The organism is Marinobacter goseongensis (assembly GCF_023156235.1).
GTDB classification, from domain to species: domain Bacteria; phylum Pseudomonadota; class Gammaproteobacteria; order Pseudomonadales; family Oleiphilaceae; genus Marinobacter; species Marinobacter goseongensis.
The window spans coordinates 41,526-63,951 of the sequence record NZ_JAKZAI010000011.1 but is presented as its reverse complement, the minus strand read 5'-3'; the positions used below and the strand labels follow the sequence as shown (position 1 = coordinate 63,951).

Genomic DNA, 22,426 nt, shown 5'->3' with positions numbered 1-22,426 from the left:
AGGGGAACGGAGCCGGTTTCAGGAATTGGCCAGGCGTGCCAGTCGTTCACGGATTTCCCGTCGCCGGCCCTGATCTGCAACCTCGCGCCCACTGCGATCCGGCGCGGCGAGGGCACGTTCCAGGTACTGTCTGGCGCGGGCCTTTTCCCCCTGTTCGAGCAGGTAATCCCCGAAGAAAAAGTTCGGATCAATGCCGTCGGGGTTGATTGCCAGCGCCCTCTGCAAATACCGACGGGCCTTGTCATCGTCACCGAACCCCAGTGGCCATCCCGGTACCTGATAGTAAAGCGAGCCGAGTGAGGTATACGCCGAACCTTCCAGCGCCGTATCGTCAATCTCCAGCGCTTTTTCAAGCTGGCGGCGGGCATCCTTTACCAACCCGAGCGCACCCAAGCCCCCCTTCTCGCCTGCCCATGTGCTCAGCACAATGGCCTGCCAGATGCGAGGCTCGGCACGGTCCGGGTAAGTCGCTACGAACCCCTCGGCGTCTTCGGCCAGGGCCTCAAACGCCTTGGCTTTCTCCTTTCCGGGCAGCTGATACTGAATTTCGGCCCAGCGTTGCTGAACGCGGGCAAGGTCCGCTTCGACGCTGTCTGCCAAGGTCGGTACAGCCCACAATAACGTGAACAACACGCAAAGCATTTTCATGATGAGGCTCCTGATTGGAGAAATCGCCGGATGACCGGCAGTTGTTTGAACATCGCCCTGTCCACCAACCGCGGCAGCACACTGTTGATCACCACGAACAGCCGTTCTGGCCAGCCCATAAAACAGCGGCGCTGATCCCGGGTCATGGCCTGAACGATGTTGCGGGCGACCCGCTCGGGTGAGTCCACCGAATTGCCAAGTGCCTGGTTCAAGCGGTTAACCGCTTCCGGGTTCATTGCCGTTGCGGTAGCGCGGGGGGCGGCGTAGAGCACTTTGACCGGGGTGTCGGCCAGCTCCCTGCGCAGGGCTTCGGTGAACCCCCGCAGCCCGAACTTGGTGGCACAGTAGGCGGTATAGCCCGGGAAACCGATGCTGCCGAAGGTGGAGCCGACGAACACCAGTGCGCCCTCACCGGCCGCGCTGAATCGTGGGGCAAAATGACGGGCTACCAGCATGGGGCTGCGCAGATTGACCGCCAACTGGCTGTCGATGGCAGAGACCGGCGTCTGCGACAACGCGGAAAACTGGTTCTGGCCGGCACAGTGAATCACGCCGTAAATCTCCGGCCAGTTATCCGTGATGGCCTGAAGCTGCTCCCCCAGATCCCCCGCTGCCAGATCCAGCTGAACCGCGGCAGCGCCGGCAGGAAGCCGCAAACCCTCAGACTGCCGCGACGCCACCAGCACTCTCGCCCCCTCTGCCAGCAGCATGGTCATCAGCGCCTGACCAATACCGCCAGTGCCGCCCAGCAACAAAAAACGACGTTCACGCAGCTGCATGGTCCGTCTCCTTCTGCTGGGCTGTCTCGCTGGCCGGCAACGGAATGCGGTGCAGCATATCGCCGTACAGGCGATACACCACCCGGGCAGAGTCAATAATCGCCTGCTGGTCGTCGGGGTCGGTGATGCTGTTCATCAGGTCGCGAAAGAACTCGAAATGCCCCTGATCGAGCTCGCCGTGGGAGTACAGATAGCTGAACGCCTTGTCCGGCAGCTGCAACTGTTGCTGAATCTGTTGCGCCAGCGGGGTTGCCAGCTCAATGGACGTGCCTTCCAACACCTGCACCATGCCGAAGAAGGCCGCAGGGTTGCCGCGGTCAATCTGGTGGTACAGGTAGGCCACCATCAGTTCGATCGACAGATCCGGCTGGCTGGCGCGGCGTTCCTCGCGGTCCTCGCCGCAGGCTTGCAGGTCGTCAAGAATCCACTCGTGGTGGCCATACTCTTCTTCAATGTATTCCACCAGCGCCTTACGAACGCCTTCAAGACGCTCCGGCAAGCGGCCACCGCAGGCCATCATCAGTGGCACGGTGTGTTTGACGTGGTGAAAAGCCTGGGTCAGGAACCAGGTATAGCCTTGTAGCGTCATCCGCCCCTGCTGGACAGCCTGCACTACCGGTGCTCCGGTGACGTGGATGCGGGCCTGGGCGGTTTCGGTTTGGAGTCGGTCAAAAAATGCCATGGTCGTTCCTCTTGGCGTGATCGGGTTGATCGGAGTGATCGGGAGTATCAAGCTCATCGGGTCGCTGTTGGCGATCAGACGGGGCAGATCAGTGTGAATGCGGTGCCGCATCAGCCGGCCATTGGCGGTGAGATGGCCACCGGCGGCAGACAGCGGCGCCACCAGCCGGTAGATGTGTGACAACCGGGCGTAATCCGGCAGCCGGTCGTTAAGCTGATGACAGACGGCGGCCAATCGTTGCAGCGCCTCGGGTGAGTCGGTGTGGAGCCCATAGATCAGCGCACGCGGCCGGGCCTCACCGTCACCGAATACCAGCGCCTGCTGTGCGCCCAGAGTCTGAATCAGTTCGCTCTCCAGCCATTCCGGGCTGATGTTGCGACCAAAACTGGTGATCAGCAGGTTCTTGGAGCGGCCGTCCACCGTCAGGAAGCCATCGTCCGACAGACTCCCCAGATCCCCGGTATCGAGCCAGGAGCTCTGGGGCACGGCGGCACCCAGATACCCGAGGAAGGTATTACCGCGGATCAGAATGCGGCGCTGCTCATCGACACGAACCTCAACATGATCCAGAGAGCGTCCGGCGGTGCCCGGGCGATTGTCGGCCGGCGTGTTCAGTGCCACTACGGAGCCACACTCCGACAGTCCGTAGCCTTCGAACAGCGGAAGTCCCAGTGCGTGTGCCCTGGCCAGAAGTGCGCTGGCCACTTTGCCACCGCCGACCGCAAGAAACCGGAAGCGGTCGGTTTGCAGTGCCCCGCGCTCTGCCTGCTGCACCAGCAGCCTGGCGAGCTCCGGCACCAGTATCAGTGACTCCGGTCGCCAATGGTTCACGGCAGCCGCCAGCCGGCTTGCATCGACACCGCTGCTGCCACTCATACCGAGCGCAGCCAGCGGCTCCACACGCACCGTCGACCCCAGCAACAAGGGCAGATAGAGACCGGCGACATTTTCCAGAAGAGTCGCCAGGGGCAAGATGCAGAGGTGAGAGCGGCCGGCGTGGGCGCGAAGACGGTCTTTCAATGCGCAGGCGGTCGCGGCCAGATGCGCCTGCGAGAGGCACACGCCTCTGGGCAGGCCGGTACTGCCTGAGGTAAAGGTGATTTTCGCGGTGCCGGTGGGCAGGTCAACCACTTCGGTCGACGCATCCAGCCAGCTTAACGACACGCCATCACTCAACGCCTCCAGCCCGACCGTTGCATTCGACCAGAGCAAGGCCTGCAGGCCCGCCGCGCGGATCAGGTGCGCTTTCTGCTCGGCCGAGAAGAACGGCGGCACAGGCACACACACCACGTTGGCACTCAGGCAGGCCAGATCGGCGATCACCCAGCCGGGTGTGTTATCGCCGCATAACCCCAGGCGTTGGATACCGCGGGCCTGCAGTTGATCGGCCAGCGCCTTCACGGCCTGAAACAGTGACATGTAGGAATACGTCAGATCGCCGGACACCAGAGCGGTCGCGTTCGGCCGCGCATCGACCACGCTCCGGAACAGATCAGCCAGTGTGGCCATAACCACCTCCCGTTGCCCAAGCGGCGCTTGTGACCATCGTCGCGCTGGCATCAATACTCTGCACGTGCCGAAGCAGGCCGCGCGCTCGAAGGCTTTCCAGGCCCTGGCGGACATTGATTGCCAGCACCCGCGGCTGGCATTCATAGTACCGCCCCCAGGTCTGGCCGGCGCCCGCAAGGCGATCGGGGTCAGCGCCCCCCAGATCCACCACGTCAATGCCCAGGTGCTGAAAGCTGTTTCGCAGCTGGGCGGTACCGGTACACACGACCCACGTCAGCCCCCTCTGATTCAGCCGAACCGCCAGCGCAGCAAACAGGGGCCGGCTGATGCCGGTTTCGACACCGGCCAGGTGGGCGATTTCCACGACGGACGCCCGCTCAGCGCCTGCGCACGGGAGGCAGGCCTCAATGGGCCGGTCCAGGTAATCTTCCAGGAACAGTCGCTCCACGGCGGCGTTGCGCACGCCGACTGCAGCCAGCAAGGTGCCATGTTCGGACACCAACGCCATGAGTGGCGGCATGTGCAGGGTCGGGCGTGCCCCGTATGCCTGCTCGAAGCGCCGGCGAATGAACGCGGCGGCTCGCTGCTCACTGGCGGTGCGCGGGCGCAGCTCGCACAAATGGCGATGGCCACAACGCACCACCGGTTCGGCTTCCGCTGATGCAGGATCAATACTGGTGGGCATGGTCAAACATTCGGTCATAAGAATCCCCCTCGACTGGCCTCCAGACTAAGGGGAAAGACTTAAGGCTGGCTTAACGGAGCAGGATCGATTTCTTAAGCCGGTGTTAAGGTTTCTGTGCCAGAATCAGGTGATATCCACTCTGGTGACGGAACTGACCGAATGCGCATTCTGCTTGTGGAAGACGATCACATGCTGGCAAACACCATGCTCACTATGTTGCGAGATGATCAGCACACCGTAGACTGGCTCGACGACGGCCAGCAGGCGCTCAATGCACTGACGGGCGAGCACTTTGATCTGGCCGTCCTCGACCTGACGTTGCCCAGGCTGGACGGTCTGGAGGTGCTGGCCCGTGCCCGCAGTCGGGGAACGAACACGCCGGTTATTATCCTGACCGCACGCGCGGGACTGGAAGAAAAACTGCAGGGGCTGGACGCCGGTGCCGACGATTACCTCACCAAACCCTTTGCCATGGCGGAACTCAAGGCCCGCATCCGCGCGGTCACCCGCCGTGGCACTAACGGCAACCAGGCTGCCAGTATTGGCCTGAGCGTGGGCAACCTCAATCTGAATCCGGACTCCGGCCGGCTCACTATCGGCGAACAGACCGTCAGCCTGCCCCGCAGCGAAGTCCAGATACTGCACTATCTGATGCGCAACCCGGATCAGGTGGCCACCCGCCGGCGGCTGGAAGAGCAGCTTTATGGCTGGGACCATGGTGCCGAGAGCAATGCCCTGGAGGTTCATATCCACCACCTGCGCCGACGGGTTGGCAAAACGGTGATTCGCACCATCCGCGGCGTGGGCTACCTGCTCGACAGCCAGCAGGCGACCCGATGTGGAGCGCCGGCATGTCCCTGACCCGCACGCTGATTTTGCTGGTGGCCTCCATTGTCATGCTGATTGCTGTGGCGGCCGCCACCTGGAGCTACCTTGAAAGTAACCACGAACTGGAGGAACTGTTCGATGCGGAACTGGCCCAGAGCACACGCATAGTACAGGGGCTGGTGCAGCACCTCGCGGCAACGCAATCGTACGAGGAGCTGGCAGGTGCGCTCAAACAAACCCTGCAACTGCCGCAGGGTGCGCTGAACGAGGACGACTACGACGAGATTCTTCCCGATGGCACCGGTCACAAGTACGAGAAGAAACTGGCGTTCGAGGTCTGGACAGCGGCTGGTGAACCGGTGCTCGATACGCTCGCAGCGAATGATGATCAGCTCCTGAATTCCGGTTACGCCTGGTCAGAGGCAACCGGATTCCAGTGGCGCACCTTCACCCTGCAAGATCCCCAAACCGGCTACTGGATACGCACGGCCCAACGCGAGGACATTCGCCAGGAGCTCAGCCAGGAACTGGCGCTGAGCAACATCCTGCCATTGCTTGCCGCGTTGCCCCTGCTGGTTATTGCCGTCGCCTTTACCATTCAGATGGGATTCCGGCCGCTGCGCAAGCTGGAAAAACCCATCCGTCACATGGACCCCGAGCGCATTCACCCACTGGACACCCGCCACGCCCCCAAAGAAGTCAGTGGTCTGGTGGGCGCGGTCAACGGACTGCTGAAACGGCTGGATGTTGCCCTGGAACGTGAACGCCGGTTTTCCGCCGACGCAGCGCACGAACTGCGCACACCACTGACGGCGTTGCGGCTGAATCTGGAGCGAATCGATGAACAGTATCCGGGCGAATTCAGCGATCTGACCGCATCGGTGGATCGCATGGTGCACCTGGTGGAACAGATGCTGCTGCTGAGTCGGGTAGAATCCGGTGCCGGCTTCAGCCCCGAGCGCCAGAATCTGTCAGACATTATTGCCCAGAGCATTGCCGACGTGGCCCCACTGGCACTGCAGAAGCGGATCGAGCCATCTCTGGATGATCAGGCCGGGCAATCGATTATTCGTTGCCAGGCGCCGCTGGTGACTTCACTGATGCGATCGTTGCTGGCCAACGCTATCCAGTACAGCCCACCGGGCACGTGTGTGGAGACCCATCTGGAAACAGCGGATGACGGTTATCGGGTGCTGATCTGTGACCAGGGCCCGGGCATTCCCGAGGATGCCCGCGAGCAAGCCCTGAACCGCTTCACCCGCCTCGATCAGCGCATGGGATCCGGCGCAGGTCTGGGCCTGGCCATCGCCCGCCGCATTGCGGAAATGCACGGCGGGCGGTTGGCCTTGATGGACCGGCGAGACGGTCAGCCGGGGCTGTGCGTCAGCGTGTGGTTCCCGGCTCATCGTTAGCCCGCATCATGTCGGCCGCTTTTTCAGCGATCATCACCGCAGGCGCATTGGTGTTGCCACCGATGATGCTGGGCATGATAGACGCGTCCACCACCCGCAAGCCTTCCAGGCCATGAACCCGAAGCTGAGGATCGACCACCGCCATGTCATCGATGCCCATCTTGCAGCTGCCCACCGGGTGATACACCGTGTCGGTGCGGGAACGGAGCACGTTGCGGATATCGTCGTCGGTGCTGACGTTGCCGGTAAACGGGTCACTGGTGATAAACCGCGACAGCGCCGGGGCTTTCATCAGTTTGTCAGTCATCTTGTAGCCCTTGACCATGGCTTCAATATCGTCCGGATGGTCAAAGAACTTCGGATCGATCACCGGCGGCGTCTGCGCGGAGGCGTCTTTCAGGGACACTGTACCGCGGCTCTTCGGCCTGAGCAGGCACACATGGCAGGAGAAGCCGTGCCCGCTGTGCAGCGTGCGGGCATGATCATCCACCAGCGCAACGACAAAATGCAGCTGGATATCCGGTGCCGCCTGCTCGGGACCGGTCTTGAGAAAGCCGCCGCCCTCGGCGAAATTGGAGGCCAGCAGGCCGCGACGCTCCTTGCGGTAACGCAGGAACTGGCGGATGCCGTGCAGCCCGCCTTTCAGTGACAGACCCAACAGATTGGCATCGCTGGACTTGTAGCCGAAGATGAAATCGGGGTGGTCGTGCAGGTTCTTGCCCACGCCGGGAAGGTGATGCAACACCGGCACACCGACCGCGGTCAACTCATCGGCATCACCGACGCCGGACAGCATCAGCAGCTGCGGCGACTGGAAGGCACCGGCACTCAGTACCACTTCCTTACGAGCACGAATCTGCCGTAGCTGGCCATTCTGCAGAATCTCCACACCCACAGCTCGCTTGCCCTCGAACACGATTCGTTGCGCCACGGCATCGGTTTCGATGGACAGGTTCGGGCGTTCGAGGTGGGGCATCAAATAACCGCGGTAGGTACTCCAGCGCTCGCCGTTGAGCTGGGTGACCTGATAGAGACCGATCCCCTCCTGCTGGGGACCGTTGAAGTCCGGGGTCAGCGGGTAGCCGACCTGGCGGGCAGCCTCAAGATAGTGCTGCTGGAACGGGTTGTCGCTCTGCAGATCACTGACTTTGAGCGGGCCATCGGTGCCGTGCCACTCATCATTGAGGGTCTGATTACCCTCGGATTTGCGAAAGTATGGCAGCACGTCCTTGAAGGACCATCCCTCATTGCCCTGCTCGGCCCAGTGATCGTAGTCACTGGCGTGACCACGAATGTAGGCCATGGCGTTGATGGCCGAGGAACCACCCAGCACCTTACCCCTGGGCTGATAGCCCCGGCGCCCGTTCAGCCCAGGCTGAGGTACGGTTTCAAAGGCCCAGTTATTGATGTTTTTAGGCACCATGGCGACCACCGCGGCGGGGGTTTGCACCAACCAGCTGGCACCTTTACGGGAACCGGCTTCGATCAGCGCCACGGTGGTGTTGGCGTCTTCGCTCAAACGCCCGGCCAGCGCGCATCCGCTGGAGCCACCGCCCACAATTACATAGTCCACTGTCTGCATTACTGAATACCCTTTGAATTCTTGTTATGGAGAAGAACGTCGCAGCCTACCTTTGATGAGAGAGTGGACGAAGTGACACCAAACCTGAAGGTGAATCCGGGCCACTTTGCACTTATTGACATCCAGCCGGAACATCACGCTCCACGAGGGTGATGATGCGCTTGAGGAAACCCTTTTCGCTCATCACCGGCAGATAACGGGATGCCAGCTGAATTCTGTGCCCGTCGGCATGAACGTGGGTGAAAAGCCCCCGGTGCACATGGCCTGTGACCAGCTCACGCCAGAACGTGATGTACGCCTCGCTGCCAGTGTATTGTGTATCGCACAGAACCCGGTGGTGTTGGCCCACCAATTCATGCTCCTGATAGCCCACCGCTTCCCGAAACAGGGGGTTGGTGCGTTCAATCAGCCCATCGGGAGACATCACCAGCACCGCCTGGTGGTCCTCGATGACCGCGAAGTCCGCTTCCAGCTCTCTGAGCTTCTCCTCTGCTGCCGCCAGTTTGTCGAGGGCGGCCTGAAGTTCTCTCTTCGTTTTACCAAACATCACCACTATGACCATCCCATCCGAACACCAGTCTCTCGACCTCGAGGCCAATCCGAGAAGTCTATACGTTGTATCTGAGGGACTCGATGAAAACCCGCACGAGAAGAACATCTGTTTGTCAGCGAAACCACCATTGGACTGCCCACCGACAGGATAACAGTCACCGAAACGTAACACTTCGTTACTATCCTCCGTCAGAAGAGTGAGCTTATTCGGTGCGAGGCAGTGGTCATGGACAATCAAAGACGTCGTTTATTACAGATGTTGTTCGTCGGCGGTTCGGCGATGGCGCTGGGCGCCTGCGGTGGCAGTACGCGGACCCCGGGTACGCCGGAGCAGACCGCGACCACGCCCCCGACGAATACCCCGCCAACGCCTGCGAGCCCAGAGGCGTTGGCCATACAGCTGCCCTTGCAGCAGGGCCCCCTGATGGGCATTGGCGCACTGCAGGACAGCGGCGTTGACGGTGTGCTGATACCCCCTGAATTTGACATTCGCAGAGTGGCGATCTCCGGGCTCACCGCCTCCACCGTCCTACCTCTGCCCTCACTGGGACTGATTACCTATCCCTGGCACACCTTTCCGGACGGCGGCGCCGTATTCGATCTCGACGACGGCGGTTGGATCTACGTTTCCAACAGTGAAACCATGTTGACCGGTGGCGTCGGAGCGCTCCGTTTCGACCGTGACGGAGCGATTACCGACTCCTACCCCATCCTGTCGGGCACCCGACGGAATTGCGCAGGTGGCCCAACGCCGTGGCAAACCTGGCTGTCCTGTGAAGAGGTCGAAGATGGCAAAGTTTACGAGTGCGACCCGCTGGGCACACCGGATACGGCGCAAGAACTGCCGGCCCTTGGCATATTCAACCACGAAGCTGTCGCGGTGGACCTCGAGACCCGTACGCTCTTTCTGACCGAGGATGCCGGTGACGGTCGGCTGTATCGTTTCCGCTCCAGCGGCATGGCGCCTTCCATCAACGGAGAGCCGGGCCTGGATATGCAAAATGGCACTCTGGAAGTGCTGGAAATTCAGGGTTTCGAGTCCGGCAACTATCAGGAAGACCTTAACGAAGCCCGCAAAGTCGCGCGCGTGACGTGGGTGCCCGTGGTATCGCCCGAAAGGGCTCAGTCCGAGGTTCGTTCAGAAATCCAGATGGCTACGGGCATGGGCGCACCCGGCACTATTTTCAAAGGCGGCGAAGGCATCTGGATTCAGGAAATCCCCCGCGAGCAACAGCAACGCGTCAGCGGCACACAACATCCGCTGCGAGCGGTGGTTTACTTCGCCTGTAAGGGCGATAACCGGGTTTACGCCGTGGATGTGGATAACGACCTGATCGAAGTGGTCTTCGATAATGACCAACTGATGGCGCCGGACATCCCCTTTGACGATGTCGACAACCTCACCGTATCGCCCATGGGCGACATCATCGTCTCGGAAGATGGCGATGCCATGCGGCTGATGGTCATGAACCCGAACGGTCCATCCAAGATATTGCTGCAGGTGCCCGGCGGAGGCAGTGAGCTGACGGGTCCGGCCTTTACGAGAAATGGACAGTATCTCTATTTCAGCTCTCAGCGGGGGAACGCGTTGGGTAGCGGCATCCCGGGGCTTGGCATCACCTATGAGCTCGAGGTTCCCGAGAGATTCCGCTGAATATTGACCAGATTGACGCTCCAACTGATTGCCCGAGACACGCACTTTGCAGTGGCTTTGTTGTTAGTCTTTTCCAAAATAAACAACAACAGGCGAATCAATGAAACAGCTGCATAAACTTGGCTTGGCCATTCCGGTGGGACTTCTGCTTGGTTGTGGAAGCGAGTCAGGAGAATCCACTGCTTCAAACGGCACGGTACCTGCCGCCGAAGCTGCGGCTCCCCAGGTTGCTCAGGAGCAGGCGGCGGACTGCTCGAAAAACAGCTGGATAGCCGGCTCGGTCGAGTGGTGCGAAGGCAAACTCACCTACTACGATTATGTGTATGACGATTACGGTGCCGACCGCGGCCTGATTTCCCCGGCGCCTACTCTGCTCAATGTGCTGAACAGAGGCGGGCAACTGGGCTCGCCGGTTGCGAATACCCCCGGTTTGTTGTCGCCAACCGCCGGTGACGAGCGGTATCCCGAGGGGCTTCTGAATACCGCAGACCTGGTCAAACTTCACGTCGAAAATCTCGATGGTACCCTCAGGATTACCGCGGAGCTGAACACCCTGTTCAACCCGGGCGATGCAATCCTCGGCGTGGCGTTGGACCTGGATCCTGGCCAGTCCAACGGCGGAGGCGACTGGGGTCGGGTCGATGTTGCCAGCGAGGGTTGGGATCAGGTCCATTTTCAGGACAACGGCGACCCCGACTCCAATGAACTGGTGCTGACGTTTCCCGCTCCCGCAGCTGACAACTACCGACTCCAGGCCGTCGTTGCCCAGGCCGATGGTACCGTTATGAATGTTGCGTTCCGCGGCATCCATGAAGGCGCATCCGCCGATGGCGGTGTGAACCAGGTGTTGCCCGCTGCCGGTAACTGGTGGGATGACCATCAGGCCGAGGCACTGGGGCGTGGTGACATCAGCGAATTCGGGCTGACGATAGAGCGTCAGGATTTTGAAATCCGGCGATCTGATGATATCGACTTACCCAGCGGCTTTTATCAGCGGGTGTACACGTCGGATTACCCGTTGGGCGAAGGCGTTGCCATACCGGGGGTTAACGGTCGAGACGGCGGCGGTACCTTCTGCGGTCAGTCCTTCAACTATCTGGGCAAGTATCAGCCTTATGGCATTTACGTCCCCGAATCGGCTGTCCAGCCTGAGTCCAAGCCGGGCATGATGGTCGTTATGCATGGCTGTGAGGCCAATCACGCCAGCCAGATCAATCAGCCAAACATGCAGCAGCGATTCGGCGACGCGCTCAATCGCATCCTGGTTTCCCCTCTGGGACGCGGACCTTACGGGTTCTATACAGGCCCCTCCGAACGCGATGTGCTGGATGTGATGGACGATGTTCAGGACACCTACCCGGTTAATCCGAAACAAGTGTTCGCCTCCGGATACTCCATGGGGGGTTACGGCGCCTTGCATTTCGCAACCCATTACCCGGACCGCTATGCTGGCATGGTCAACTGGGTGGGCTACACCGGTGACCTTCTCAATATCCCCGAATTTACCCCTGTCGTCGATGAACTGCTGGAACAGGGAACAGAACTTGTGCTGCGCCCGATCCTCGGCGAAATACTGGGCAGCATCACAACTCCGGCAGAAGGGTTTGCCAATGTAGTGGATTACGTCGGAAATCTTCGCCACATCCCCAGCGCTCATTTGTATGCGGCGGCAGACGAGCTTGTTCATGTGAGTGAAGCCCTGGCCATCGCCCAACGGCTGTCAGCGGCAGACAATCTGGAATACAACTTTTACCTGCATCCTGTGGCGGAGCATCTGACGTTCCTGGTGCTGGATGACTGGCGTAAAGAAGCCCTGGTTTCAGCCGGTTGGGTGCTGGAAGAGAATCCTGTCAATGTGGTTTATACCTTCGACCCTACGTTTGATTACCCGGAATTCGACATCAAGCATGATTCGGCCTACTGGATCAGCAACCTGGTCGCCCGTGAGTCCACGGCAGCCCGGGTTGAACTTAACAGCTCCGGGTGCCGATCGCTGACAGAAGAGGCGTCCACCGAACTCACCGGGGGACTGGATCCCGTGCCCTGGAGCGGAACCCGCAACGAGGTAGCCGAACAGCAAGGTCCTGCGACGAGCAGACTGACCGGAACACTGGAGAATGTCGGCAGTGCGACTATCGATGTTGACGATACCTGCTTGGCTGACATGCCGATTTACTACCGGATCGAAAGTGACGGAGATGCCTCCATCACGTTCAGCGATGGCAGGACACTGACTCTTGAAGACGGTTTGCAGGAGGGCGTCTTGTAAGAGAGCGCTCCTCAGAAACGCTCACTCACTGAAAAACGAACGTGGCTCAACGAATTCATTGAGCCAGTCACTTATTTGAATCTCACCACCAGCTCGTGAAGGTCACCGGCGATCTTCTCCATTTTCTGGACGCTGGCGGTTGATTGCTCGCCTTTATCCAGGTTGTCTGCCGCCAGCACGGAAATCTGCTCAACCTGCTCATTGATCTGGTCAGACACCTGAGCCTGCTCCTCGACGGCCGCGGCCATCTGGGTCGCCATTTCCGCGATGGTGCCGACAGACTCGGTAATCTGCCCCAACGCGTCCTCAGCCTCCAGCATGCGCGCCAGCCCTTCATCAGCTGCCCGATTCCCTTCATCAGCCACTTTGACCGACGCAGACGATCTGGCCAGCAATGTGTCAATGATGCCGTGGATTTCCCGGGTTGAATCCTGGGTCCGTTTTGCCAGTCCACGCACCTCATCGGCTACCACCGCAAACCCTCGCCCATGCTCACCCGCTCTGGCCGCCTCGATGGCAGCGTTCAAGGCAAGCAGGTTGGTCTGGTCCGCAATTTCCTCGATAATTTTGGCGGCGCCGGCAATTTTTCCGCTCTCCGTGGCCAGCTCAGTGACCGACTCCGATATCCCATGCACCTTCTCTTTGAGCTTCTGAATCGACTCGCGGGTCGAGATGACCACCGATGCGCCCCGGTCCGCGTATTCCCGCGCGCCCTCAGCTTTCTCCGCCGTTTGCTGAACGTTGGCAGACACCTCACCGATGGTTTGCGACATCTCATGGACGGCCGCCGCCACTTGCTCAGTCTCGGCCTGCTGCTTTTTCAACGTTTCCTGAGCTTCGTAGGTGATTTCCAGCCCCTGCACAGCGCCAATCTTTACACTGCCAGCCGCGTCTTCGATCCGGGTCAGAACGGCATCCAGGTGCGCCTGCTGGGAAAGCACCGCGACCTTTACCCGGCCCAGCTGTCGGTCGTCGTCCGTGTAGCTACTGGCAGCAAGATCGTCAGTGAACACCTTACTCATCAGTTGTGTGACCGACCGAATGAGGGCGTCCTTGGACAGCTTCATCCAGATCGCGTAGGCAATAACGCCAACAGACAGCACAATCTCTGAAATAACTTCCTGCTGGTAGAAGAACAATCCGGCAGAAATCACCAGCACCGCCACGAGGAAGAGAGTGCTCACCGCAATCCGTTTCCACCACGGGGTTCCGGTTTTGCCGCGCCGCATATCCGCGTACAACTTTTCAGCTCTCGCCACGTCTTCCCGAGCCGGGCAGGATCGCACAGATTCATAGCCGACAACGTCCCCGTTTTGCGTGACCGGCGTGACGTAGGCACTGACCCAATAGAAGTCACCGTTCTTGCGGCGATTCTTCACCAGACCCATCCAGGGGCTACCGGATTTCAGGTGAGACCACATGTTCTCGTAGGCGGCCGGGGGCATATCCGGATGCCGAACAATGTTGTGAGGTTGGCCAATAAGCTCGTCACGGGTAAACCCGCTCACCTCGACAAACGCGTCGTTGCAATGGAGGATCTTGCCTTTGAGATCCGTCGCCGATATCAATTTCTGCGACTGCGGAAAGGTTTTTTCATTGTTTGTTATTGGTAAATTTTTGCGCACGTTAAGTCCTCAAATCATCCGGTTATGTATGCAACTCCTACATAGATTCTTTATCGGCAAGGGATCGAGAATCTTCAGTACCGATCTAACAAAAAAACAATCGCAATGACTCTTTCATTACCCCGAACTGGACATCATCGCAGCCAGCTCACTAATACCCCGATCCACTTCAGTGATACCCTCGGCAACCGAACCGATGCGCTCCGCACTATTTTTTGATAGCCCACTCACGTTATCCATTGTGCCCCTGAGCTCCGCAATCATGGCATTGTTCGCCGCTACGACATCTGAGATTTTTGCAAGAGATTCGGCAGTCCTTGCAGCCAGTGTGCGAACTTCATCGGCTACTACCGCAAACCCACGCCCAACCTCGCCTGCCCGTGCGGCCTCAATAGCAGCGTTCAAGGCGAGCAGGTTGGTCTGATCGGCCACTGCCTGGATCGTGGTAACAATACTGTGGATCTGGGCGGCCTGCCCCTCCAGACTCTCGCTCAGTTTCAGGGCACCCTCGATCTCCGCAGCGACCCGATCTGACACCCTAACGGCCTCCTCGATGGCGTGCGTTGACTGATTGGCGATCTGCGACGCCTCTTCCGAAGTAGCCGCAGCGGATTCCCTGGCCTCCTGTGCCCGACTCACCTGTGAGGTTATGTCCATGGCAAACTTGACAATTTTACTGACGCGCCCCAGCTCATCGAACACCGGGCTGTAGGTCGCCTCAAGCCAGATCGAGCGACCTTGCCGGTCTTTACGCTCGAACCGACCGGAAAAACTTTCACCTGATGCCAACTTTTGCCAGAAATTCGGGTTTTCGCGGTAAAAAGCGTCAAAACAAAACATTTTGTGGTGCTGACCCACAATCTCGTTCAGCCCATAGCCCATGGCGTTCAGAAAGTTCTGATTCGCATCCAGTACGATCCCCTCGGGCTTGAATTTAATGACCGCCATGTACGTATCAAGAGCCGCCAGCAAGGCCTCTTTATCCGCGTTTTCTGTATGGGTCCTGGTCACGTCTGCGGCAATTTTTATGATTTTTACTACCTGACCTTCACGATCTCTGACCGGAAAATAACTCCCCTCAAGCCAGAGCTTTTTTCCTTTCGCATCAATTCGTGGAAGTCGTCCCTGGCGGTAACTCCCACCCGCCAGCTCGCGCCAGAAATCCTTGTACTCCTGGCTGCTCGCATAGGCTTGCTCGCACAGCATCCGATGGTGCTTGCCAATCAGTTGGCTCTCGTCGTAACCCAGCAGCTCAAGCAGCGTATCGTTGACGGATTGAATGATGCCCTCAGGGCTGAACGTGATGAAGGCAACCGCTCCCTGAATGGCCTGCAAGGTACTGAGGAGTTCCTCATTTTCGGCCATGCACATGTCCAGCTTTTGAGAGCTGTCCGTATTTTTCGATTTTTTACCGAACATTTTCATCCCTCAGATACCGGACCGCCGGGCAAACCCGGGCAGTCCGGAAGCGGCAGAGAACACGTTGATGAGAAATAACCGAATAGCTTTCCGATTAATTGCAATTCTCAAGCACCAGTCAATTTTATACCCCAAATCGCGGCGAGCTGTGATTGTCATTTGTAATGAACTGTCACCTCTTGAGCCTTTTAGTAGTATTGAGTAACGCCGCCCAATCGGATAACCAGTTGTCCCAAAAGGGCAAGTCCGTTCACCCGTCACGCCACTATAACTCGGTTCCAAGATCGACAAGAGAGGAGCCTGTTGTGGCTACAACGAAAGCAGTTTCAGCATTCCCAGTTCGCCGGCAGGATTTTGAGTTCGGAGAAGTTCCGAGATACTGGGTAAACGGCGACGCCTTCATGACCCATGTATTTAACGGCATGTCAGCCTTGTTCCCCGATGGCGAACGATTCTTTGTCGCCAGCGTGCGGGCCGTTCGCGAGGCAGTTAACGACCCGCAACTGCAGAAGGACATCGGCGCCTTCATCGGCCAGGAGGCGATGCACGCAAAAGAGCATGAGAAATTCAACCGTGGTGCCGTCGACAACGGCTATAACCTGGAAGCGCTCGAGGGATGGACGCGTAAATTCCTGTCAGTTGCCGACCTGCCGGGGCTCAGCAACAAAAAAGTCCGCCTCGCGGCAACGGTGGCTCTCGAGCATTTCACCGGCATACTCTCCGCTCAGCTGCTGCGCCGGGACGACATCGTTGAATCAATTGATGAATCCATGCGCAACCTGTGGATGTGGCACTGCGTAGAGGAGAACGAGCACAAGGCCGTGGCCTTCGATACCTATAAAATCGTGTACGGTGAGGGCGCACTCAACTATGCCATTCGTATGGGCACGATGATGCTGGCAACACTGCTGATCATGGTGGCCATCCATGCGTTCGTTGCCGAACTGTTGCGTCAAGACGGCAAGCTCTTCAGCGGCAAGGAATGGAGAAGCGGGCTGACCCAGTTGTGGGGGCGCACGGGCATGTTCAAGCAGATCATCCCCGAATTCTTCGACTACTTTAAACCGGGCTTCCATCCCTGGGATCACGACACGGAGTTCCTCCTCAAGCGCTACCGCAAGCGCATGGGCTTCCAGAGCCATTGAGGCCCCCGCACCCTATTCGCCCTGCACGACGCAACCGGGATAGGGAGTCACCGCAGAGCAACCGGGTCCCCGGTTGCTCTCACACTACTCGGGCAAACCCTCAGAAAGGGTGTCACCGAGAATGCTTTTTCACCCGCCGGGCCTGACCGAGCTCATCCATAAGGTAGGCGCCAATCGCCCTGAGGATGCCCATGCGGGGATCCGCCGCCTCGTTGTCCGCAAGCCGGAAGATTTGCTGGTAGTACCATGCCTGGCCACCCAGCACGTTAAGGACCTTGATCGGCATCAGCGGACTGGCCGGTGAAAAGAAGCCCTTCTGGGCAAGCTTGACGTGATCCTCGTGGCAGACGGTTTTGTCGATACGCCCCTCAAGCAGATCCCCGGGCGTGTCCGGGTCTGTGCAGAGCGGCCGGCCAAGGCCAATCACATCGGTTTCACCAGTGGCGACCACTTCCTCCATGAAGGCCCGCGTGCGGAAACCACCGGTCACCATCAATGGGCAATCGCAGACTTCGCGGATCTTCTGGGCGTAACCCAGGAAATAGGCCTCGCGCTTACGGGTACTCTCCCGCATGGCCGGCCCCTCACTCGCGGTGTCCGCATCGCCGCTGTACCCGAGTAGCCGGGGCTGTTCGTAGGTGCCGCCAGAGACTTCAAGCAGATCGATTCTTTCTTCGTTCAGCCAGCGCACCACCTGCACACTGTCCTCAAGCGTGAACCCGCCCTTGCGGAAATCGTCCGAGTTGAGCTTGACCGCCACCGGAAAGTCCGGCCCCACGGCTGCCCGCGTGGCGCGAACCGCCTCCAAAAGGAAGCGGGCGCGATTTTCCAGCGAACCGCCCCAGCGATCGGTCCGCTGGTTGGTCACCGGAGACAGAAACGACGACAACAGATAGCCGTGGGCGCCATGCACCTGAACGCCGGTGAAACCCGCATTCTTGGCAACCCGGGCAACGTGGGCGAACCGCTGGATAAAGTCGAGGATCTCAGCTTCCGTCAGCGCCCGCGGACGGGCATAGTTACCCAGCAACGAAAGCTGAACGGCAGACGGGCCCATAGGACGGTTGGTGACGTACCGCGGCGATTGCCGACCCGCGTGGGAGATCTGCATCCACAAGTGGTTACCGTTCCGCGTGCCCGCTTCTGCCCAGGCGCGCAATTGCGCCATGTTCTCCGGCTCGCCCTCTGTTGGCGCAGGATCAATCGCCACGTTACCCGGCCGTTCCAGCACTCGCCGATCAATCATTACGTTGCCGGTAATCAGCAGCCCTGCCCCGCCATCGGACCAGCGCCGATACAGGGTTTCATGCCGTTCGGTGGCGCTCAAACGGTCGTCTGACAGGCCCTCGGTCATGGCCGCCTTGGCAATGCGATTGGGTAAAACGGCGCCGCAGGGGAGTTCGAGGGGTTGCGCTAAAGGTGATTGATGCATCGGGTTATCCTGTGTAGTTGACGAAGTAGAGCCCACAACCTGCGGGCTCTATTCTTACCGATGGACAGTTGCCCTGGTCAGATCACCAGCTGTACTGGTATGCCAGTGTGAACATCCAGTCCATCTCCATTTGAACGCCATTGTAATCCTGATGAACCGGCAGCGAGAGCTCTGCTCCCAGACGCTGACCGCGAATGGCCCCACTCTGGCCCACCAGATTGGCACCGATGGCCACGTCGACAAAATCACCGCCGTAATTCTCCGGATTCGCTGTCTGAATCGGCGCACGAATTCGCGAGTCATCCCCGTCAATGGCGTCCTCAGTACGGGCAGTAAGACGCAGCGATGTGCTCATCCATGGCAGGACACGATAAGCCCCCCAACCGGTCAGCTCATGCTTATCGCCCAGAGTGTAGTCTTCGTCATTCTCACCAAGACGAACAACGGCTTTGTACTGCCCGCCCCAACTCACCAGTCCATCCCGTCCGTTGTAAGTTACACCAGGCTCGAGATCATAAGTGCCGGAACCTAACTGCATGGCATAAGGCATACGCAGTGTGGGACGCGTGTTCATAGGCGTCAGCACATCGTCCTCCTCGTCAATCGAGCCTGTTGGCAAACTGAGGCCCGCATTGAGATGAACGCTGTGTTTCCCCTGTTCGTAAACCGGAATTAACGCTCCGATTTTGGTATCGCCCCAACCCCGGTTATCCGTAGTGAACTTCCCGAGCCGCGTTGTGCCAGAACCGCCCTGAAAGGTCAGATGGTCCATCTCTTTCTCGATGTAGTTGGCCATAAGCATAAGCGTCACCTTATCACTCGGCGCGTACATCAGACCCAGCATGTGCATTTGCGTCGTCATCTCAAGCGGCACCACCCTGAGTGTTTGGGGCTGCATGGGCTGGCCCGCAAAAGGATTGCTGACAGTGGACACAATCTGCTCGGGGGAAATGCTGTCTCTGCCTTTCTTGTTATCCTTCATGGACATGTTCATGAACCGGTATGAAAACATCCACTCGCCGGCGTTATGGGTGTGGTCACCCATTACGCCCATTGGCGCGTGACTATCCGGGGTAGGACCCGCCTCATGCGCGTAAACGCCGGTTGAAAAAACTGTGGCACATAACAGCACGGCGGCTGTGCCGGCCGGTTTCACTGGAATCAACATAGAATATCTCCACGCGTCCCTCTCAAACCCTGTTTCAGGCGGAATGAGGGCACTGAGTTTGATTTAAGACTGATTAGCTGCTTAAAACGGCGAGTGGTGGAGCCCGCGGGAGATTGTTACGGAGATGCGGCCTTGCTGCGACCATCGAGACCGGCGGAATACCATGGATCTCAGTGGCTGCGATGAAGGGGGAAAAACTGCTGGCTGAGAGATCAGCAAAAACGAACGAAAGCGCGTCGAATTCGCACAGCTCAAACCCAAGGCTTGCAGAACTGGCATTATGGACATGCTCGGAAGAGCCTACGTCCTGCCACGCCCCAAGGAGCTGCACCGACTGAGCGTCTCCGCCACACAGCATAAAGATCGACAGGGATGCGCCTGAGTGAAGTGGCGCAGGCATATAACCCGGGGGCACAATCGCTCTGGAGAAAACCACAAGCAACAAAAAAGGCAGCAATGTCTGACGAACGCCAGGACGGCACGTTCTACTGGCAGGAAACTTTTCCGATAAGCCCATATGTCTTGTTTATTGTAGGTTATATGACAAATTTTCGCGGTCAGACTAACATAAAACCTTATCGATTCGACCCTCTGCCGCCTGTTCGCTCGGAATACTCAACCGGATACTCCGATTTGCTCGAACAACCGGTCCAGATTGTCCTCGATGACATCCGCGATCGTAACAATTAGTCGCCTGTCGTTTTCGCGAACCGCCACTTTATGAACAGCCTCGACCGTGGATCTGCCATGCCATTCGTCAAAGGCTATGTGGTGCAAAGGCGCATTTTCATCTCGCGCCTGATTCAGCACTTCCAGCGCTACATCAAAGTCGAAGCCCAGAAAGACGTCAGGCCCCTGCCGCGTTGCCAATAGTTGAATGACATCGAACTGCTTACCAAAGCAGGCCCACGATATTCCCTTGTAGTCATTCAGACAGTCCCTCGAAAGCCACTCAAAATAGGGCGGGAGCTCATCAAGGAAGTACACAATTTTTTCCATATCCCCTTCGTAGCAGGCCTGACAGAAGGCTTGCTTAGCATTACGCTGAAACTGCCCGAGAGCAGCGCCTCGGAGATTTGTTGCCGCTTCCTCGAAATGGGTGCGCAAATCTTCCAGAGATATGTCTTTATCCGTGCTGAAGCTCTGTTCACTGTTCATGGCGTATTGGCGTTCCGAAAGACTGTTCTTTTCAGTTATTTTTGATGGCGCCCGTCTGGCAAAGGGAACGAGACGTTATCACAAGTTACAACTGACCCTTTACAATGTACGAGAACAATCGGAACCCGGATTCGCTTGCACACGCCTAACCTTTTCGGTTCTGATTTTTTTGACCCCAGAACGCAAAAAAGGCAGATCAGTAACATACTGATCTGCCTTTCTCGACTATGGTAGCGGGGGCAGGATTCGAACCTACGACCTTCGGGTTATGAGCCCGACGAGCTACCAGACTGCTCCACCCCGCATCAAACTGGTTGTTTCTCGGGGATGCCCCGATCAACAAGGTGCGCATGATAAGGGGCAGGCCCGTGTGTGTCAAAGGAAACAGGAAGTTTTTTAAAAACTTACCGTTCCAGGATGGCTGTTACCCCCTGGCCGCCAGCGGCGCAAATAGAAATCAGGCCGCGGCCGCTGCCTTTCTGCTCCAGCAGCTTGGCCAGAGTCGCGACGATACGCCCGCCGGTGGCGGCAAACGGGTGCCCGGTGGCCAGGCTGCTGCCCTTAACGTTCATCTTGCTGCGATCAATGCTACCCAGCGGCTTGTCCAGACCCAGACGCTCCTTGCAGAATGCAGGATCTTCCCAGGCCTTCAGGGTAGACAGCACCTGAGCGGCGAACGCCTCGTGAATCTCATAGAAGTCGAAATCCTGCAGGGTCAGACCGGCTTTGGCCAGCATCCGCGGCACGGCGTAGGCCGGCGCCATCAGCAGGCCTTCTTTCTTTTCCACAAAATCCACGGCGGCCACTTCCGAGAAGGTCAGGTAGGCCTGCACTTCGAAGTTGTGCTCTTTCGCCCATTCTTCGCTGGCCATCAGAACGCAGGAGGCACCATCGGTCAGTGCCGTGCTGTTGGCGGCGGTCATGGTGCCGTTATCCCGATCGAAGCAGGGCTTCAGGCTCGCCAGTTTTTCCAGTGTGGTATCCGGGCGCAGGATATTATCCTTGTCCAGCCCCGCCAGCGGGGTGATCAGGTTATTGAAGAACCCTTCGTCATAGGCTTTGGCCAGTTTCTGGTGGCTCTCAAATGCCAACTGGTCCTGCTCATCCCGCGGGATGCTCCATTCATGGGCCGTCACCTGGCAGTGGTCGCCCATGGACAGGCCGGTGCGGGGCTCGCCGTTCTCCGGGATTTCCGGCGCCAGGTGGCTGGGGCGGAAACGGCCGATAATTTTCAGGCGCTCACCGGCGGTCTTGGCACGATTGAGGTCCAGCAGAATTTCGCGCAGGCCCTCGCCGACGCCAATCGGCGCATCTGACGTGGTATCGGTACCACCGGCAATGCCGCATTCAATCTGACCCAATGCAATCTTGTTGGCCACCAGAATGGCCGCTTCCAGCCCGGTCCCACAGGCCTGTTGAATGTCATACGCGGGTGTTTCGGGCGCCAGGCCCGAGCTCAGAACCGACTCGCGGGTCAGGTTGAAGTCACGGGAGTGCTTGATCACGGCACCGGCAACCACATCGCCCATACGTTGGCCCTGCAGGCCAAAACGATCCACCAGTCCCCGCAGCGCAGACGTCAGCAACTCCTGGTTACTGATCTTGCTGTACGCGGTATTGGAGCGCGCAAAGGGAACCCGGTTACCACCAATGATGGCCACCCGGCGAATGCCCTGGGCGGACGCTTTGGTTTTCGCCCGTGACGCGGTCGTTTTCTTTTGTGTGGTTTTCTGAGCCTGTGCCATGATGAGATCCTGTATTAACGTGTGTATCCATTGCGAAGCAGTCTAGCGCCAACGGGTTCTGGCTCATTGGCATGCCTGACATCCCGGTCAGAGCATTGAGTCAATCCAAATGCGGCCTGAATCCTTAATCTGTA

The 22,426-nt window shown here is 58.7% G+C and carries 16 protein-coding genes, 1 tRNA gene and 2 pseudogenes; 5 read left to right on the top strand and 14 right to left on the bottom strand.

Features of this window, described 5'->3' with window-relative positions; genetic code table 11:
* Positions 1 to 18: 18 nt before the first annotated feature.
* From MLC70_RS11530 to MLC70_RS11515, 4 genes are read right to left on the bottom strand one after another with little or no spacing between them, the layout of a single operon-like run.
* The gene (locus MLC70_RS11530) at positions 19 to 648 is read right to left on the bottom strand and encodes a tetratricopeptide repeat protein (RefSeq protein WP_248183902.1); all 630 of its coding nucleotides are present in this window, start codon (positions 646 to 648) and stop codon (positions 19 to 21) included.
* Positions 645 to 1,427, bottom strand: coding sequence for an SDR family oxidoreductase (locus tag MLC70_RS11525; RefSeq protein WP_248183901.1), 783 nt, complete (start codon positions 1,425 to 1,427; stop codon positions 645 to 647). Before MLC70_RS11525 ends, MLC70_RS11530 begins: the two co-directional genes overlap by 4 nt.
* Positions 1,414 to 3,618 (bottom strand): AMP-binding protein, encoded by a 2,205-nt coding sequence (locus MLC70_RS11520; protein ID WP_248183899.1) that lies wholly within the window; start codon positions 3,616 to 3,618, stop codon positions 1,414 to 1,416. The genes MLC70_RS11525 and MLC70_RS11520 overlap by 14 nt, the downstream gene beginning before the upstream one ends.
* Positions 3,602 to 4,321, bottom strand: coding sequence for a thermostable hemolysin (locus tag MLC70_RS11515; protein ID WP_248183897.1), 720 nt, complete (start codon positions 4,319 to 4,321; stop codon positions 3,602 to 3,604). The genes MLC70_RS11520 and MLC70_RS11515 overlap by 17 nt, the downstream gene beginning before the upstream one ends.
* A gap of 141 nt (positions 4,322 to 4,462) precedes the next feature.
* On the opposite strand from MLC70_RS11515, the gene MLC70_RS11510 reads away from it, so the two are divergent.
* Positions 4,463 to 5,164 carry a response regulator transcription factor gene (locus MLC70_RS11510; RefSeq protein ID WP_248183896.1) on the top strand — a complete coding sequence of 234 codons (702 nt, stop codon included), beginning with the start codon at positions 4,463 to 4,465 and terminating at the stop codon, positions 5,162 to 5,164.
* A complete protein-coding gene (locus MLC70_RS11505; RefSeq protein WP_248183894.1) occupies positions 5,155 to 6,543 on the top strand; it encodes an ATP-binding protein in 1,389 nt (462 codons plus the stop codon). The genes MLC70_RS11510 and MLC70_RS11505 overlap by 10 nt, the downstream gene beginning before the upstream one ends.
* Here the strand turns inward: MLC70_RS11505 and MLC70_RS11500 are convergent.
* Positions 6,515 to 8,125: a GMC family oxidoreductase gene (locus tag MLC70_RS11500; RefSeq protein ID WP_248183893.1), complete on the bottom strand. Its 1,611-nt coding sequence runs from the start codon at positions 8,123 to 8,125 to the stop codon at positions 6,515 to 6,517. The two genes, MLC70_RS11505 and MLC70_RS11500, sit on opposite strands and share 29 nt — an antisense overlap.
* Before the next feature lie 112 nt (positions 8,126 to 8,237).
* Positions 8,238 to 8,672 carry a PAS domain-containing protein gene (locus MLC70_RS11495; protein ID WP_248183892.1) on the bottom strand — a complete coding sequence of 145 codons (435 nt, stop codon included), beginning with the start codon at positions 8,670 to 8,672 and terminating at the stop codon, positions 8,238 to 8,240.
* Between the two features lie 231 nt (positions 8,673 to 8,903).
* On the opposite strand from MLC70_RS11495, the gene MLC70_RS11490 reads away from it, so the two are divergent.
* A complete protein-coding gene (locus tag MLC70_RS11490) occupies positions 8,904 to 10,331 on the top strand; it encodes an alkaline phosphatase PhoX (protein ID WP_248183891.1) in 1,428 nt (475 codons plus the stop codon).
* Positions 10,332 to 10,431: 100 nt separating this feature from the next.
* Complete coding sequence (locus tag MLC70_RS11485) at positions 10,432 to 12,600, top strand: alpha/beta hydrolase (RefSeq protein WP_248183889.1); 2,169 nt, start codon at positions 10,432 to 10,434, stop codon at positions 12,598 to 12,600.
* A 71-nt stretch (positions 12,601 to 12,671) separates the two neighbouring features.
* On the opposite strand, the gene MLC70_RS18675 is transcribed toward MLC70_RS11485, so the two are convergent.
* The 3 genes and pseudogenes from MLC70_RS18675 to MLC70_RS18765 all read right to left on the bottom strand — a co-directional run.
* The gene (locus MLC70_RS18675; protein WP_248183888.1) at positions 12,672 to 14,225 is read right to left on the bottom strand and encodes a methyl-accepting chemotaxis protein; all 1,554 of its coding nucleotides are present in this window, start codon (positions 14,223 to 14,225) and stop codon (positions 12,672 to 12,674) included.
* Between the two features lie 117 nt (positions 14,226 to 14,342).
* Positions 14,343 to 14,762: pseudogene (locus tag MLC70_RS18770) on the bottom strand (methyl-accepting chemotaxis protein); the annotation flags it as partial.
* 99 nt (positions 14,763 to 14,861) lie between these two features.
* Positions 14,862 to 15,590, bottom strand: a pseudogene (locus tag MLC70_RS18765) (PAS domain-containing protein); the annotation flags it as partial.
* 359 nt (positions 15,591 to 15,949) lie between these two features.
* Here MLC70_RS18765 and MLC70_RS11465 point away from each other — a divergent pair.
* Positions 15,950 to 16,789 carry a metal-dependent hydrolase gene (locus MLC70_RS11465; protein WP_248183886.1) on the top strand — a complete coding sequence of 280 codons (840 nt, stop codon included), beginning with the start codon at positions 15,950 to 15,952 and terminating at the stop codon, positions 16,787 to 16,789.
* A 112-nt stretch (positions 16,790 to 16,901) separates the two neighbouring features.
* Here the strand turns inward: MLC70_RS11465 and MLC70_RS11460 are convergent, their stop codons facing one another.
* The 5 genes from MLC70_RS11460 to MLC70_RS11440 form a co-directional block, all read right to left on the bottom strand.
* Complete coding sequence (locus tag MLC70_RS11460) at positions 16,902 to 18,221, bottom strand: NADH:flavin oxidoreductase/NADH oxidase family protein (protein ID WP_248183885.1); 1,320 nt, start codon at positions 18,219 to 18,221, stop codon at positions 16,902 to 16,904.
* A gap of 82 nt (positions 18,222 to 18,303) precedes the next feature.
* Positions 18,304 to 19,275 (bottom strand): transporter, encoded by a 972-nt coding sequence (locus MLC70_RS11455; protein ID WP_248183883.1) that lies wholly within the window; start codon positions 19,273 to 19,275, stop codon positions 18,304 to 18,306.
* 729 nt (positions 19,276 to 20,004) lie between these two features.
* Positions 20,005 to 20,547 carry a hypothetical protein gene (locus MLC70_RS11450; RefSeq protein ID WP_248183882.1) on the bottom strand — a complete coding sequence of 181 codons (543 nt, stop codon included), beginning with the start codon at positions 20,545 to 20,547 and terminating at the stop codon, positions 20,005 to 20,007.
* A 228-nt stretch (positions 20,548 to 20,775) separates the two neighbouring features.
* Positions 20,776 to 20,852, bottom strand: a tRNA-Met gene (locus MLC70_RS11445).
* A 99-nt stretch (positions 20,853 to 20,951) separates the two neighbouring features.
* Complete coding sequence (locus MLC70_RS11440) at positions 20,952 to 22,292, bottom strand: acetyl-CoA C-acetyltransferase (protein ID WP_248183881.1); 1,341 nt, start codon at positions 22,290 to 22,292, stop codon at positions 20,952 to 20,954.
* Positions 22,293 to 22,426 lie beyond the last annotated feature (134 nt).

Bases quoted from the DNA above. Each gene is read 5' to 3' on its own strand.
- MLC70_RS11530 (WP_248183902.1), bottom strand. From the start codon at position 648: ATGAAAATGCTTTGCGTGTTGTTCACGTTATTGTGGGCTGTACCGACC.
- MLC70_RS11525 (WP_248183901.1), bottom strand. From the start codon at position 1,427: ATGCAGCTGCGTGAACGTCGTTTTTTGTTGCTGGGCGGCACTGGCGGT.
- MLC70_RS11520 (WP_248183899.1), bottom strand. From the start codon at position 3,618: ATGGCCACACTGGCTGATCTGTTCCGGAGCGTGGTCGATGCGCGGCCG.
- MLC70_RS11515 (WP_248183897.1), bottom strand. From the start codon at position 4,321: ATGACCGAATGTTTGACCATGCCCACCAGTATTGATCCTGCATCAGCG.
- MLC70_RS11510 (WP_248183896.1), top strand. From the start codon at position 4,463: ATGCGCATTCTGCTTGTGGAAGACGATCACATGCTGGCAAACACCATG.
- MLC70_RS11505 (WP_248183894.1), top strand. From the start codon at position 5,155: ATGTCCCTGACCCGCACGCTGATTTTGCTGGTGGCCTCCATTGTCATG.
- MLC70_RS11500 (WP_248183893.1), bottom strand. From the start codon at position 8,125: ATGCAGACAGTGGACTATGTAATTGTGGGCGGTGGCTCCAGCGGATGC.
- MLC70_RS11495 (WP_248183892.1), bottom strand. From the start codon at position 8,672: ATGTTTGGTAAAACGAAGAGAGAACTTCAGGCCGCCCTCGACAAACTG.
- MLC70_RS11490 (WP_248183891.1), top strand. From the start codon at position 8,904: ATGGACAATCAAAGACGTCGTTTATTACAGATGTTGTTCGTCGGCGGT.
- MLC70_RS11485 (WP_248183889.1), top strand. From the start codon at position 10,432: ATGAAACAGCTGCATAAACTTGGCTTGGCCATTCCGGTGGGACTTCTG.
- MLC70_RS11460 (WP_248183885.1), bottom strand. From the start codon at position 18,221: ATGCATCAATCACCTTTAGCGCAACCCCTCGAACTCCCCTGCGGCGCC.
- MLC70_RS11455 (WP_248183883.1), bottom strand. From the start codon at position 19,275: ATGGGCGTAATGGGTGACCACACCCATAACGCCGGCGAGTGGATGTTT.
- MLC70_RS11450 (WP_248183882.1), bottom strand. From the start codon at position 20,547: ATGAACAGTGAACAGAGCTTCAGCACGGATAAAGACATATCTCTGGAA.
- MLC70_RS11440 (WP_248183881.1), bottom strand. From the start codon at position 22,292: ATGGCACAGGCTCAGAAAACCACACAAAAGAAAACGACCGCGTCACGG.